General features: G+C 42.4%; 14 protein-coding genes. 6 read left to right on the forward strand and 8 right to left on the reverse strand.

Annotation, left to right across the window (positions count from 1 at the left end; translation table 11 throughout):
- Nucleotides 1-54 precede the first annotated feature (54 nt).
- From BUR11_RS02805 to BUR11_RS02815, 3 genes are all read right to left on the reverse strand, one after another.
- Entirely contained in the window at nt 55-864 is an 810-nt protein-coding gene (locus BUR11_RS02805) for a creatininase family protein (protein WP_074223301.1), read from the reverse strand.
- Nucleotides 865-884: 20 nt separating this feature from the next.
- On the reverse strand, nt 885-2,777 hold the full coding sequence (locus tag BUR11_RS02810; protein ID WP_074223302.1) for a tetratricopeptide repeat-containing sensor histidine kinase: 1,893 nt from the start codon (nt 2,775-2,777) through the stop codon (nt 885-887).
- 390 nt (nt 2,778-3,167) lie between these two features.
- Entirely contained in the window at nt 3,168-3,782 is a 615-nt protein-coding gene (locus BUR11_RS02815; protein ID WP_084560846.1) for a hypothetical protein, read from the reverse strand.
- A 332-nt stretch (nt 3,783-4,114) separates the two neighbouring features.
- On the opposite strand from BUR11_RS02815, the gene BUR11_RS02820 reads away from it, so the two are divergent.
- Together BUR11_RS02820 and BUR11_RS02825 are read left to right on the forward strand one after the other, a co-directional pair.
- The gene (locus tag BUR11_RS02820) at nt 4,115-4,816 is read left to right on the forward strand and encodes a ferritin-like domain-containing protein (RefSeq protein ID WP_074223303.1); all 702 of its coding nucleotides are present in this window, start codon (nt 4,115-4,117) and stop codon (nt 4,814-4,816) included.
- Nucleotides 4,817-4,840: 24 nt separating this feature from the next.
- Entirely contained in the window at nt 4,841-5,659 is an 819-nt protein-coding gene (locus BUR11_RS02825) for a ferritin-like domain-containing protein (RefSeq protein WP_074223304.1), read from the forward strand.
- Nucleotides 5,660-5,814: 155 nt separating this feature from the next.
- On the opposite strand, the gene BUR11_RS02830 is transcribed toward BUR11_RS02825, so the two are convergent.
- Both BUR11_RS02830 and dinB read right to left on the reverse strand, forming a co-directional pair.
- On the reverse strand, nt 5,815-6,351 hold the full coding sequence (locus BUR11_RS02830; protein WP_074223305.1) for a GNAT family N-acetyltransferase: 537 nt from the start codon (nt 6,349-6,351) through the stop codon (nt 5,815-5,817).
- A 61-nt stretch (nt 6,352-6,412) separates the two neighbouring features.
- Nucleotides 6,413-7,603 (reverse strand): DNA polymerase IV, encoded by a 1,191-nt coding sequence (gene dinB, locus BUR11_RS02835; protein ID WP_074223306.1) that lies wholly within the window; start codon nt 7,601-7,603, stop codon nt 6,413-6,415.
- A gap of 251 nt (nt 7,604-7,854) precedes the next feature.
- Between dinB and BUR11_RS02840 the strand changes: the two genes are divergently transcribed.
- Both BUR11_RS02840 and BUR11_RS02845 read left to right on the forward strand, forming a co-directional pair.
- Entirely contained in the window at nt 7,855-8,550 is a 696-nt protein-coding gene (locus BUR11_RS02840; protein ID WP_074223307.1) for an XRE family transcriptional regulator, read from the forward strand.
- A 98-nt stretch (nt 8,551-8,648) separates the two neighbouring features.
- Nucleotides 8,649-9,113, forward strand: a complete 465-nt coding sequence (locus BUR11_RS02845; protein ID WP_074223308.1) for a methylated-DNA--[protein]-cysteine S-methyltransferase — start codon at nt 8,649-8,651, stop codon at nt 9,111-9,113.
- 2 nt (nt 9,114-9,115) lie between these two features.
- Here the strand turns inward: BUR11_RS02845 and BUR11_RS02850 are convergent, their stop codons facing one another.
- Nucleotides 9,116-9,628, reverse strand: a complete 513-nt coding sequence (locus BUR11_RS02850) for a RidA family protein (RefSeq protein WP_074223309.1) — start codon at nt 9,626-9,628, stop codon at nt 9,116-9,118.
- 74 nt (nt 9,629-9,702) lie between these two features.
- Between BUR11_RS02850 and BUR11_RS02855 the strand changes: the two genes are divergently transcribed.
- On the forward strand, nt 9,703-10,167 hold the full coding sequence (locus BUR11_RS02855) for a GNAT family N-acetyltransferase (protein ID WP_074223310.1): 465 nt from the start codon (nt 9,703-9,705) through the stop codon (nt 10,165-10,167).
- A gap of 107 nt (nt 10,168-10,274) precedes the next feature.
- Entirely contained in the window at nt 10,275-11,099 is an 825-nt protein-coding gene (locus BUR11_RS02860; RefSeq protein ID WP_074223311.1) for a universal stress protein, read from the forward strand.
- Between the two features lies 1 nt (nt 11,100).
- Here BUR11_RS02860 and BUR11_RS02865 read toward each other — a convergent pair whose 3' ends face one another.
- Both BUR11_RS02865 and BUR11_RS02870 read right to left on the reverse strand, forming a co-directional pair.
- Complete coding sequence (locus tag BUR11_RS02865; protein WP_074223312.1) at nt 11,101-12,027, reverse strand: DUF6089 family protein; 927 nt, start codon at nt 12,025-12,027, stop codon at nt 11,101-11,103.
- Between the two features lie 51 nt (nt 12,028-12,078).
- A complete protein-coding gene (locus tag BUR11_RS02870) occupies nt 12,079-12,981 on the reverse strand; it encodes a mechanosensitive ion channel family protein (protein WP_074223313.1) in 903 nt (300 codons plus the stop codon).
- Nucleotides 12,982-13,017 lie beyond the last annotated feature (36 nt).

Raw genomic sequence — 13,017 nt, forward strand, 5'->3', positions numbered from 1 at the left:
TAAACAAAGTCTAAAAGCTAGAGGGTAAAGGTTGAAATGATTCAAAGATTAAGGTTAAAGGCCGGCCATGTCCCACTTTCGGATGGTCTCCTTGATCAATCCAGCGATTTTTGCATTGACTTTTTGGAAGTATTCCTTGGCCTGTGCCTCATCAAAATTAGGATACCCTTGACCTTCTTGGTACAGCCCAATGCTGGATGGGAAAGGTACTGCTGAATAGGTTCCAGCTTTAGGATATGCAGTTGCCATGTCTGCATTGTATTTTTCTTTGTGAACCAAGGTAGGATCAATGGCCTGGATGTATGCGGTCTCATTGAGTCCGGCATGTCCACCGTCTTCTTTGAAAACTTCCATGGTCACATCGGAGGCATAAGACCACCAATTGATGACCAGGGTACGTACCCCCAGTTCATTGGAGATGTCTTCCGCTACTTTTTGTAAAACAGCAGTTTGTCCGCCTCCATGTCCGTTGAGAATGATGATGTTTTTGAAGCCATTTCTGGCCAAACCTTTCAAAATGTCCCGGATGAAAGGGGCATAGGCTTCTTCGCTGATTTTAAAAGCGCCAGGGTAGGCAGCCATGCTCCCTGTGATTCCATAATTGAGTGTGGGGGCGATCATGGCATTGAGTTCGTCGACAATGTCTTTGGCCATTGCAAAGGGAGCCGTATTGTCCGCTCCGTTATTGACTACACCATGGGGTTCCAAGGTGCCTGTAGGAAGCAAAACAGTGTTGATTTTTTCTGGGACAAACGCTGCAAATTCCATCCAGTTGATCCGGTCCATTTCCCGGGTAGTGATTTGTTGGGAAAAAAGAGGCATAGCCAACCATAATAGCAGTTGAAATAGAAAAAGTTTTTTCATTGGAGAGGAAAGAATTTGGGTTAAGACTCGATTAGTTCTTTTGTGGTATTTATACTCTCAAAGCTAAGAATGATCTCAGTTCCTTCATTGGGTTTGCTTTGAATCCGGAGATGTCCTTGGTTTTTTTCCATAAACTGTCTCACCAACAGCAGCCCTAAGCCTGTTCCTTTCTCCTTTTGAGTACCTTCAGTAGATTTAACCCGGACCACCTGGGAAGAAATTTCTTTCATTTTTTCTTCAGAGATCCCTATTCCGTCATCTTTGATATGGAGGTTGATGAATCCGTCCTCTTCCTGGACAGAGTTCCATAGTTTGATTTGACTATCGGAATTGGAGAACTTGATGGAGTTTTGAAGACAGTTTTGCAAAATGATGCGAAGCTGCTGGGGATCCACTAGCACCTGAGCTTGATCAAAAATCGATGAAAAATCGATGGTGATGTTTTTGGAAACTGTCTGATAATCCAATTGACCCACCTGTTCTTTTACGATTTCGGAAAGATCGGTAGCAGTTCTTTTGGTGATGATCCCATCGAGCTGCGCATGAGACCAACGAAGGAGTTTTCGGAGCATCTCATCTGTGTCTGACACTTGTTTGATGAGTAATTTCCTTACAGTTTTTTGTTCATCCTCATCCAAAAGACCATTCTCTTCCAATTCCAACAGTTGCTTGACAGAATTGATAGGGGCTTTTAGGTCATGGGAAAGGATGGAGAACAGCTTGTTTTTTTCTTCATTGATCGCTTCCAGTTTTTCATTCTGAATTTGAATTTCCTTTTGCTTTTCCAGAAGAACCTGATTTATTTTTTCTTTTTGTTTGATCACTCTTCCATATAAAATAAAGCCGATGATGAGGCCTATTAAAGCTATGACCAAAATAATTGTTAGTTTTTTATTGAACTGGGCACTGTTTTCGGCCAGCTCTTTTTCCTGAAGCAAGTTCTGGTTGTCGGCATCTGCCAAAAGTAGCTGTAGATGGCTGATTTCAGCATTTTTACTTTCATTGTATAAGCTGTCTGAATAGGCTTTATACAATTTGGCATGCTCTAATGCTAGGGCATATTGGTCAAGTTCCTCATAGATTGCCAATAATACTTTTGACAACCTTCCTTTATCCCAAAACCCTCTTGTTTTGTATACATAGTCTTTGGAAATCTCAGCATATTCCAATGCTTTTCTAGGATTTCCCTTCGCTATTTCGATTTCCGCCAAACCGGAATAAGCAAATGTATAGGCCCAGTTGGATAGTTGCCCCGGGTAGTTCAGCACTTGTCTGTAATATTTCTCGGATTCCTCAAGTTTTCCCTCATCAAAATAAATCTTACCAGCTCTATTAAGAGTCATGGTATAGATCACTCTGTCTTGATGATCTTTTAAGTATTCCAGAGCCAAGTCAATGGATTGATGGGCTTTGCCAAACTGCCCTAGGTCGGACTCTCCAATACTTCTATTAAAGTAATTCTTTCCTATTCCGTAAGTGTCTCCGAGTTTCTTGCTGATTTCAATGCACCGGTTGAATATATCAATGGCCCTTTCTAGTTGATTTTGACTTAAGTAAATGAGCCCTCGGCCATTGAGTGCAAAGTTCAGACCGGATTCATCTTGGGTTTTGTTGAAAATTTCGCTGGCAGTGGAGTAATACTTGATCGATTTTACGTAGTCCCCTTCCACATAGTACAAGGTTCCAAACAAATTGGCAACCTTCCCGACTTTATTGTCTTCTTCCAATAACCGGGCAAGAGAGTCCGCCTTGCTGAGGTAATAGAAAGCACTGTCCCATTCTGCATAAAGGTATTTTTCACCTTTACTGATCAGTGTATCCAACAACACCTCTGAATCAATTTTAGTGGTACTTTCCACTTGAATAGGGGGGGTAGCCCAAATCAGGGAAATCAATAAAATTAAATTGGACATTAGGTGATATCTAGGACTTAATTGCTTTTACAGAACGGAAATATAATTTACTTGGGGTAAATTAAAAAAATACACGTTTGAAAATTTTAAGTGGTTATTTAGGTAAATTATTGGATTACAGTCTTCTATGCCGCTGTTTTAAGGGGGAAAATAAATTGCCGTCATGGAATATTTTTTTTTGAATAAAAAAATAGGGATTTCCAGTATTGGAAAACGAAATTGATTTCTCTTCTCTCCCTTCAAAGTCTTCCTTTTACCATTTTGATTTAAATGCAGGAGTTTTCGAAAACGCTATTACCTGATTTACTATTGATTTCCAGTTTGTTGTGGATTTGACTAGTCGGGTGAGAGGGTGAAAAAAAAGGCTCCCAAAAAAGGGAGCCAGGTTGTTTACTCACAAGTGACATTTGGATTAAACATCGTGAATATACCATTTGGATTATGTTTCCAAACCCATACATGGAGTTGATAATTCCGGAAAGGTAGTGGAGCAGGAGGAAAAGCTTTATCAAATTCCTGCATTCCAAAATAAGGGATCATCTCATTTTCTGCATCCCAGGCATCCGCTACGATCACAAATTCTACTCCTACCAGTTTCATTTGGCCATTTTTATCCATTTCATATAATAATGCTTCTGGCATGGTAGGGTCATACTCTCCATCCAAAGCGGCGAAATTGACATAATGGTACCCCATTCCACCACTAGGGGTGGATACGCATCCAGACCCGTCAGGTAAAACATAGCCATCCTCCATTGCCACTTCTATCCGATGGTATTTAGCGGTAGCGGCTCGAAGACCTGCGAGCATTTTGTTTGTTTCAGAATCCATTCGGAGGTTCTCCAAGGAAAATGCTTCCGGATAATCTGTTGCTCTTTCGAGCGTGGTGTTTGGATCTAAAGGTTGATCAAGACTGCTTTCGTCGGTGATACAGCTTGATAGAATAATTGTCATTGTGAGCACCATTGCAAGCCCACAATACGAACCACGAAAATAATTTTTCATTGTTTTTTGAGTTTTTGTTTGAAAAAAGTGAATCAATAAAAATTTAAAATTTCTCTTTTGAAGAGTCCAGTCGCAAAATATTGACAGTCAGTATACTGTCCATCTAATTTATAAAAACAATTGCATTATTCTGTAATGAATTTGGTATTTTTTTAAGACTAAAGTATTGTTGCAATGACTAAAATCATCTTTTTTTCGGTCTGTTAAATCCAGTTACCCAAAACGCTTCGTAACTCCTTCCAAATCATCCGACCGAATCTGTTTTGGTCATATGGTTTCATTTTTTTCCATGGAAAACCAAAAACCGGATTATTAACCTAAACACAATTAAAATGAAAAATGAACTGATCAAGCCTAAAGGACTGGTGACCAATACCAACAGAAGGAATTTTCTGAAGTTTGGAACGATGTCAGTTGCAGGGGCAGGACTTCTGCTGATGGGCTGTAATGACGATGAAGATATGATGCCTCCTATGATGAACGAGGGAGTAAGCCTTGGTTCCGGGGATATCGGTATTTTGAATTATGCCTATGCATTGGAGCAGTTAGAAGCGGCATTTTATGCCAATGTAATTGCCGGGGGATATTTCGCCAATGCAAGTGCAGAAGAAAAGACCATTATGGGGGATCTGGAGAAGCATGAAAGGGCTCACAGAGACTTTTTTAAAGCGGCATTGGGAAGCGCTGCAATAGCAGACTTGGAAGTGGATTTCAGTTCCATTGATTTTAGCAGCAGGACTTCCGTTTTGGGAGCAGCCAAGACATTTGAAGATCTAGGTGTGGCAGCATATAATGGTGCTGGACAGTTTATCGAGAATGTGGACTACTTACTGATTGCAGGGAAGATAGTTTCTGTGGAAGCAAGACATGCGGCTGCGATTCGTGACTTGATCAATCCAGGTTCAGATGATTTTGCCGGAGATGATTTGATTGACTCCAATGGTCTGGAGCGAACCTTGGGCTTTACGGAAGTATTGACAGCGGCATCTACTTATGTGAAGACGCCGATCGACTTTAGTCAATTGCCTAGCTAATATTCACCTTAACCACAATTAGATATGAACTTATTAAAATTGCTTGATACCATGTGTCCGGACACCAATAGTCCGGAAGAAAAGGATCTATTTTTCTCCAGAAGAGAGGCTTTCCGCCAGTTTGGAGATCTCAGTAAAAAAGTAGCTATGGCTGCAGTGCCATTGGGAGTGCTTTCGGCCTTGCCAAAAGTAGCCAAAGCAGATACGGCCAGTCTGATCGATGTGCTCAATTATGCATTGACACTGGAACACCTGGAATACCGGTACTATCAAATGGGCATTGAGTCTGGGGTAATCGAGGGAGCCGACCAGAATATTTTCTTGAAAATCAGAGATCATGAGTTGGCGCATGTCAATTTCTTGACGGAAGTAATTGGGAATGTATTGATGGGAACGCCTGTTGAAGAGCCGGAATTTGACTTTACTGCCGGGGGGAATTTTTCTCCATTTACAGATTATCCCACCTTCTTAGCGCTTTCCCAGGCATTTGAAGATACAGGTGTAAGAGCCTATAAAGGGCAGGCTGGAAATGTGATGGAATCAGATGTGGTCTTAACGGCAGCGCTTTCCATTCATTCGGTGGAGGCCAGACATGCCTCGATGGTCAGAAGACTGAGAACGAAAAAAGGTCAGGATACAGTGAAAGGTTGGATCACCAATGGGTCTATCGGTTCCCTTCCAGCAGCTACTCAGGCGATTTATGCCGGAGAAGAGAATGTGATGCAGGGTGGAGTGGATGTGACTTCATTGACCGGGATTGATGCTGCAGCTGTCTCCGAAGGCTGGGATGAGCCATTGAGCAAAGATCAGGTACTTGGTATAGCGTCTTTATTCTTGGCGTAATCAGAATTGTTGGGTTGGGTGGTGAGATGTCATTTCCATTGGAGGTGGCATCTTTTTTTATTGGGTCGCTACGCTCCTGGGATGCGCCTTCGTCAATATCACCGACCATAGGGAGGTTCATTCCCATTGTGTTTCCACCATATTCCTACTGTATTTCAAAAAGATATTCGATACAGGCTACAGGGATTCAGGTGTTTTGACTTTTTTAGGTCCGGATGATCAAAATCCAGCCAATATTCCATTCCGATTTTTTGCATCACCCGAATGGAAGCTTTGTTGTCTGAGGAGGCCAGTGAAAGCACCTCTTTGAGTCCAAGTTCCTTTGCATAGCTCAAGCATCTTTTTGCCCCTTCGGTAGTATAGCCTTTGTTCCAAAATTCTTTTTGGATTCTCCATCCTATATCCACACAAGGAGTGAATTCCGCCTCAAAAGTTTTCCATCCTAATCCAATCATTCCCAAAAATTCGCTTGTCTCCAATCGCTCTACTGCGAAGTAACAATAACCTTTGTCTTCATATAGCTTATTCATCCGCTCCATCATGGCTTTGGATTCCTCCGTGTTCAGAGGTTTTTCAAAGTATTTCATGGTTTCCGGGTCAGAGTTCATGGCGCTGAACTGTTCCAGGTCGGAATTTATCCAGGTTCGAAAGCCAAGATGGGTAGAAGTGAAGAGATAAGAGTCTTTTTTCAAGGTAGAGTTGAGTTTAAAGCAATATCGTATATGTGCGATTGAATTTCAAGACTTCTTTTTCTCATACAGCCATTCCATTGAATGGGTTGAACCTTCTTCTTCCTACGCTCATGCCTACGGCTCGGCAGATGGTTTTTTCTCCAAACTTTCCATTGATTTTGTCCATGGCCTGGTACAGGTTGATTTGCTCCTGGGTGTCTTCAAAGAGTTTGATCTGATAATTCCCATAAACCAGCGAACTGAAACGTACTCCAATCAGGCGGATTAACATGCGGCGGCTGTAGAGCTTACGGAAAAGTTCCTTGACCAGTGGGATCAGTGTATGGTCTGCGGAAGTATAGGGGATGCGTTGCTGCACGGTGTGGGTATCAAAATCCGAATAGCGAATCTTGACACTCACACAGGCTGTTAACTGTAGGTTTTGACGCAGCTTTCCGGCGAGTTGCTCACACATGGCCACGAGCGTTGCTTCCAGCATTTTCACATCAATGGTATCCTGTTCGAAGGTGTTTTCCGTAGAGATGGACTTGGCTTCAGAGTAAGGAGTTACCGGAGACCGGTCGATGCCATTAGCCTTTTCCCAGATCATATTCCCATTTTTCCCAAAAGTAGCCTGCAGGAGTTCGGCTGGCATTTGCTGCAAGGTATGCACTTTCCGAACGCCCATATTGTAGAGCGTTTGGGAGGTTTTCTCTCCGATCATGGGGATTTTCCGTACCGAAAGAGGGGCGAGAAAAGGCTTTTCTTCCCCAAAAAGAACCTGTTTTTCATTATTGGGTTTAGCTTCACCCGTAGCTACTTTGGAGACAGTTTTGTTTTCTGAGAGTCCCAGGGAAATAGGCAGCCCGGTTTCTTTCATGATGCGTTGTCGGATTTGCTGCGAAAGCTTAAAGCAACCGAAAAAGCGATCCATTCCCGTAAGGTCGATGTAGAATTCATCGATGGAGGATTTTTCAAACAAAGGGACTTCCTCCCGGATGATCTCGGTGACCTCGTGGGATTTTTGACTGTACTTTTCGAAATCTCCTCGGATGATCAATGCCTCGGGACAAAGTTGCCTGGCAGTACGCATGGGCATGGCAGAGTGTACCCCGAATTTTCTTGCTTCATAACTACAGGAAGCTACGACCCCACGGTCTCCTGAGCCCCCGATCAATATAGGCTTCCCGTTGAGCCTGCTGTCAAATAACCGTTCTACCGACACAAAATAGGAATCCAAATCCATGTGCACGATGCTTCTCTTCCCTTCCATTTGTATTGTTAATTAAATTGACATTTTAATGTTTATAATTTAAACAAAAGTTTTATATTTGGATACTTGGAGTGAAAGATTGAAGGAGATTGACGGAAAGGGGGGGGCGTGGGGAGATAAGGTCATGTTGCTCCCGGGATATACCCTTCGGCTGACAAAGTATTCGGGTGACAAAGTATATGTGGCTTTAGTTTAACTCCCGCTTACGGGCCTTATCCCCATTTCATTTCCATTGTATTTCAGATGTAATTATGACTTTAAACGCCAACATTAAGTTTCTAAGAAAGAAAAAATCGCTCACCCAAGAGATGTTAGCCTCTGCCTTGGGGATTTCCAGGTCTAAACTGGCAGGCTATGAGCTCAATGTCAATCCTCCCTTGGAAACCTTGGTGAAGCTATCGGATCATCTGGGGGTATCAGTGGATATTTTGCTTCGGGAAGATTTGACATCTTATTCGGAATATAAGCTTCGTGAATTGCTGGAAACAGACCAGTTTCTGAGAGGAAGAAAACTTCGGGTTTTGGCGACGACCGTGGATGAACAGGGGAGGGAGCTAATCGAAGTGGTTTCCCAACGTGCCAAAGCAAGTTACCTGGCCGGTTTTGCCGATCCGGAATACATTGCTGAACTGCCTCGATTTGCCTTGCCATTTCTACCCATGGATAAAAAGCATCGCGTGTTTCAGGTAGATGGAGATTCTATGCTCCCCATCCCTGATGGAGCTTGGATCGTTTGTGAATATGTAGATGATTGGCTGTCCATCAAAAATGGGGAACGCTATGTGGTGGTGACCGAACAGGATGGCGTAACTTTTAAACTGGCGTACAATCGAATCCAAAAAGAAAAGAAGTTGCTACTTTGTTCCGCCAATCCGATTTACCCGCCTTTTGAGGTGGAGATTGAACAGGTAAGGGAGATTTGGAGGTATCGATTAGCGATGAGTTGATGTCTTCACTAATGAAATGGAAATATGTCTCATTCCGTTCGGCGAAATGCAGTTGAAATACGTTTATGTACCCTCTTTTAAAAAATACTAATTAGTCCATGCCAATTATAGCCACCACCCTGGGAAACATGCTCATCGAACTAGATGAGGGGAAACTCACTTTACTTCGGTTTACCGAGGATCCGGTGAGTGATGAATCCTTAGAAGGAATGGTGAAGGAAGTAAAACATCAGCTGGATGAGTACCTCTCTGGCAAGAGAAAAGTATTTGATCTTCCTTTGGATTTAAAAGGAACAGATTTTCAAAAAAGTGTTTGGCAGGCCGTGAATGAAATCCCTTTCGGACAAACGACTACCTATATGAAATTGTCCCAAAAACTGGGAAACCCAGCAGCAATTCGTGCGGTGGGAGCAGCTATTGGAGCCAATCCCATTTTGGTGATTGTTCCCTGCCACAGGATTATCGGTACGAATGGTCAGCTGACAGGCTATGCAGGAGGCTTGGAAAGAAAACAAGCACTGCTGGAGTTGGAAGGTTTTCCTGTCCAACAGAGCTTGTTTTGAGCCTAGTCTTTCAGTTCGACGATTACCTCTATTTCTACGGCAATATCATTGGGCAGTGCTGCCACACCCACGGCAGATCTTGCATGCTTCCCCGCTTCTCCAAACACTTCTACCATCAAGTCAGAAAAACCATTGATGACTGCAGGATGCTTGGTGAAGTCAGGAGCAGAATTGACCATTCCCAATACTTTTACAAATTGTTTGATTCGGCTCAGATCCCCGCCCGTAGCAGCTTTGAGCACTGCCAGAATTTCTACGCCTGTTTCTCTAGCAGCTTGATACCCCTCTTCCACGGTTAGATCAGCTCCCACTTTGCCGTACACATCAGGTCCATTTCCGGCAAGATAAAGCACATTTCCTACTTGTCGCCATTTAACGTAAGTCCCCATAGGTGCACCGACTTCAGGTAGGTTGAGGCCTAATTCTTTGATTTTTGCTTCAGGATTTTGAGCCTGTACCATCATTGGAAGGCAAAAGATGAATGCCAATCCGAGGATTAATTGTTTCAATTTCATGCGTTGGTTGATGTTTAGTATTCCTAAGCTAAGGGTTTCTGCTTATTTTTACAGCCTGTTTAAACCCTATTTCCATGAGCGATCTAAGCATAATTCCATATTCTCCTGATTACAAAGCTGATTTTGTAGCGATCACCAAAGCTTGGGTAGAAGATTATTTTACGCTGGAACCCTTTGATATTGCTCAGCTGGAAAATCCTGAGCAGGTAATCATCCAACCTGGAGGGGATATTATTTTTGCCAAGATGGGCGATGAAGTTGTGGGCACTGTAGGCCTTGCGAAAGCAGAAGATGGAATTTTTGAAATGGTGAAAATGGGAGTGAAGCCAGTTGCCCAAGGAAAGGGCGTAGGTATGTTATTGGGTAAGGCCATTATTGAAAAGGCCAAAGAAATGGGAGGGAAGAAACTGGTCCTGTATAGTAGTACCAAACTTCAGCCAGCCTTACATATTTACAAAAAACTTGGTTTTTATGAATCGGTGCCAGAAGCGGGTAAATATTGTAGATGTGATGTGAAGATGGAGTTAGACCTGGTCTAGGCCTGCTTTTGAAAACAGGATTTTTATCATGTTTCTCGTTGATTTTCATTAGGATAAGTTAATAGGTTTTTAAGGATATTGAGGTTTAAGTTTTAACCCCAATAACCATGAAGACTATACTCGTTCCTTTTGATTTCTCTCCCTATGCTGTTGCCGCTTTGCAGACTGCTTATAAAATCAGTCATAAGTCAGGTGCAGAAATTTTATGTGTTACCGTGGTCCCCACCGAATTGGACTGGGAATTTTTATCTGAAGAGGCAAAAGCCAAACATTCTCAAGTTCTGGATGAATACAATGAAGCCATGGAAGTCTTGCCCTCCTATTTAAGAAATATTGCTCCTGCCAAAGCCCCGATCAAACCTATCGTGAAAATTGGTGTTCCATTTGAATCAATTCTTCAGGTTGCAAAGGAGTATTCCACCGACTTGATTGTCTTGGGAGCTTATGGAAAAGGGAATGGGGGAGTGAATTTTATTGGGAGTACCCTTCAGAAAATCTTAAGAAATTCTCCTTATCCTGTTCTTGCAGTCAAGGAACTATTGGATGGGAATGGGTTTCGGAAAGTAGGTTTTGCCTCAAATTTTGATCCGGCTTCCAAAACGGCATTTGAACGTATCAAGCCATTGGTTAAACTTTTTAGAGCCAGTGTGCATCTGGTTTTTGTCAATACCCCTGCTCATTTTACCAATTCGATTGAAGTGGAGGAACGTATGAATCATTTTATGAAGGGCTTTGAGGAGCTCACCTTCCATAAACACGTGTTTAATTATTCCGATCCTGAAACCGGACTAGAGAAATTCAGTGATTTGCATAAAATAGGATTGATGGCTATGGTTTCCGGTCATCATGAAAAAATCCCGAATTATCAGATTGGAACGACTGAAACGCTGGTGTTTCAAAGTGACTTGGCTGTGCTCAGTATTAAAGTCTGAATTACCAGAATCTAAATCGCTTCTCGTAGATTCGATCCCTGAAGATCCAGTTTTCGAAGATGTCTTCGGATAGGTGGATTTCCAGTCCTATGTTGATGGTCAAGTATCCATCAAAGCGGTGCCTCAATCCAGAGCCTCTTCTGATTCTGCCTCCATTTTTTAGGATTTTATCTACATCTGGCATCCCATTGTCATCTAAAAACTGAGGGTTTCTAATGGCAAGCCTCAAGCGATCTGGATTGCTTCCATCTACATAATCTTCCACCAGATCCAGGTAAAATTCACTGACATTGTAGGCGGAAATATCATCCATATAGTCGGTGAGCGTGAATCTATAATTCCCCTCAAACGTCAGGTCCATGTATACATTTAACTTGTATTTAAGGCCCAGTCCCATTGGGAAAGCGATGATGTAACGCTCGTAGGGGTTGTTTTCGAGTTGTAAGGGTCTTAAATCCACCCACTCTCCATCTAGCTGTGTTTCAGGATTATTGGTGGACAATGCCAATCCTGCAAAAATATAGGGGTTCCAAAGTGGTCTATGGATATTGGGTACTTTGACCGGGTGCCAATGGTATTCGAAGATGCTGGAAATCTCCCAGTTTTTGGCTCGGAAGGTTAGATTTCTGGGAAATCTGAAGGCTCTTGGATCTGAAGGTTCATCCGCACCGGACATTTTGTAATAAGTGCCTTCCAACCTTGTCCGAAGGTGCGTTCCTATCGTTCTTCTCACCGAAAAGGTGGCGTTCCAATCTGGCTGGATTCCTTCCTGATATTTCCAAAAGGAATATAACTCTCCAAAATATTGGGTAGGTCCTATACTTGCTCCGATAGACCAGGGTTCTTCAAATCGATAGCGGTAAAAGCTTTGAGAATTGGCGGCTGACCAAGTGCAGATAAACAGACCTATGAATAACAGTTTTCTCATGTTCAACCCCAAGCTTTCCTGTATGAAAAGAGTTTATTTACGAAAAATAGGCTATTTAATCATATTTTCAAATCCGGAGCGAAGATGCAAATCCCTTTGAGGGAATGGAATTTCGATCCCTTCTTCACCAAATCTTCTAAAGATTTCATAATACAACTGACTTTTAAGGATTTTTGGTCTATTGATATATTCAGAAGTCCAAACCCTTAAGTTGAAGTTGATACTGCTGTCCCCGTAATCTTCAAAAAGTACATCTGGCTCCGGAGTGGTCAATACCCCCTTATTAGCATTCGCGACATCTAGTAATATTTCCCTGACTTTTTCTGGATTCTCCTTGTAGGAAACCCCCACTGGGAAATTGAAACGGATCTTTCGTTCATTGTGGGACCAGTTGATTACCTGACTATCTATGAATTGACTGTTAGGAACGATAATGGTGATGTTGTCGTTGGTGACAATCATAGTGGACCGTGCAGAAATCTTGATTACATCCCCTGTTACATCTCCCACTTCAATTCGATCTCCGACTTTGATGGGTTGCTCAAATAGGATAATCAGTCCACTGATGAAATTGTTGGTGATATTCTGAAGACCAAAACCAATACCCACACCCAAGGCACCGGCCAAAATCCCAAAAGCACTAAGATCAATCCCATTGGTTTGTAGGATGGAAAAGATCCCTCCCAGAATCAATAGATATTTGATCATGGTCCCAATAGATTGCTTGGTACCTACATCGATATGGTATCGTTTCAGAACCTTATGGACCATAAACCGTCTGATCCATTCTGTCACGACAAATAGCGCGACGAATGAAATGGATAGGGTAATGATTAATCCAATGGTAAGTTTAGAGTCTCCCAAATTGAAAAGGCTGTAATTCATGAGGTCCTGAAACCATTCTATAAATGAGGAAGCTTTTTCTTTTGCTACTTGATTTAGATTTTCTTGCATATAATTCGGGTACTTTGTCGAAATTTCGACTTTAAA

The sequence above is a fragment of the Algoriphagus halophilus genome (assembly GCF_900129785.1).
Classification (GTDB): Bacteria; Bacteroidota; Bacteroidia; order Cytophagales; family Cyclobacteriaceae; genus Algoriphagus; species Algoriphagus halophilus.

What these genes read in the sequence shown, in the direction of transcription:
- BUR11_RS02805 (WP_074223301.1), bottom strand. Translation starts at nt 864, where the DNA reads ATGAAAAAACTTTTTCTATTTCAACTGCTATTATGGTTGGCTATGCCT.
- BUR11_RS02810 (WP_074223302.1), bottom strand. Translation starts at nt 2,777, where the DNA reads ATGTCCAATTTAATTTTATTGATTTCCCTGATTTGGGCTACCCCCCCT.
- BUR11_RS02845 (WP_074223308.1), top strand. Translation starts at nt 8,649, where the DNA reads ATGCCAATTATAGCCACCACCCTGGGAAACATGCTCATCGAACTAGAT.
- dinB (WP_074223306.1), bottom strand. Translation starts at nt 7,603, where the DNA reads ATGGAAGGGAAGAGAAGCATCGTGCACATGGATTTGGATTCCTATTTT.
- BUR11_RS02860 (WP_074223311.1), top strand. Translation starts at nt 10,275, where the DNA reads ATGAAGACTATACTCGTTCCTTTTGATTTCTCTCCCTATGCTGTTGCC.
- BUR11_RS02840 (WP_074223307.1), top strand. Translation starts at nt 7,855, where the DNA reads ATGACTTTAAACGCCAACATTAAGTTTCTAAGAAAGAAAAAATCGCTC.
- BUR11_RS02865 (WP_074223312.1), bottom strand. Translation starts at nt 12,027, where the DNA reads ATGAGAAAACTGTTATTCATAGGTCTGTTTATCTGCACTTGGTCAGCC.
- BUR11_RS02825 (WP_074223304.1), top strand. Translation starts at nt 4,841, where the DNA reads ATGAACTTATTAAAATTGCTTGATACCATGTGTCCGGACACCAATAGT.
- BUR11_RS02870 (WP_074223313.1), bottom strand. Translation starts at nt 12,981, where the DNA reads ATGCAAGAAAATCTAAATCAAGTAGCAAAAGAAAAAGCTTCCTCATTT.
- BUR11_RS02815 (WP_084560846.1), bottom strand. Translation starts at nt 3,782, where the DNA reads ATGAAAAATTATTTTCGTGGTTCGTATTGTGGGCTTGCAATGGTGCTC.
- BUR11_RS02850 (WP_074223309.1), bottom strand. Translation starts at nt 9,628, where the DNA reads ATGAAATTGAAACAATTAATCCTCGGATTGGCATTCATCTTTTGCCTT.
- BUR11_RS02855 (WP_074223310.1), top strand. Translation starts at nt 9,703, where the DNA reads ATGAGCGATCTAAGCATAATTCCATATTCTCCTGATTACAAAGCTGAT.
- BUR11_RS02820 (WP_074223303.1), top strand. Translation starts at nt 4,115, where the DNA reads ATGAAAAATGAACTGATCAAGCCTAAAGGACTGGTGACCAATACCAAC.